The organism is Tetzosporium hominis, assembly GCF_002265435.1.
In the GTDB taxonomy this organism is placed as follows: Bacteria; Bacillota; Bacilli; order Bacillales_A; family Planococcaceae; genus Chryseomicrobium; species Chryseomicrobium hominis.
Genome location: NZ_NOKQ01000385.1, coordinates 1 through 243 on the forward strand (window position 1 = coordinate 1; position 243 = coordinate 243).

The 243-nt window shown below is 42.0% G+C and carries 2 pseudogenes; both read right to left on the reverse strand.

Going from position 1 to position 243, the window contains the following annotated elements:
• Positions 1-140, reverse strand: a pseudogene (locus CF394_RS15480) (biotin synthase BioB); the annotation flags it as partial.
• A gap of 2 nt (positions 141-142) precedes the next feature.
• A pseudogene (locus CF394_RS15485) lies at positions 143-243 on the reverse strand (dethiobiotin synthase); the annotation flags it as partial.

The following is a 243-nucleotide window of genomic DNA, read 5'->3' on the forward strand; positions in this document are numbered from 1 at the left end:
AAGTGTTTTCTGATATGAAAAGCCCCATGCATTAAAAGCAAAATATCTTCATCAGGACAGTTTAATATCGAAAGCGCCTCTTCGTCGGTCACTTCTGCTCCAGCAAGCACCTGGTCTGCGAGTTCCATCCATTGATTCATTCTCATACCCCCACTTGATTCATCAGTAATGATAGATTGATATGGTCTTTTACCATATGTAGAACCGTTTCTTTCGTCACGTTGGCAAGCTTTGGCGTAATCC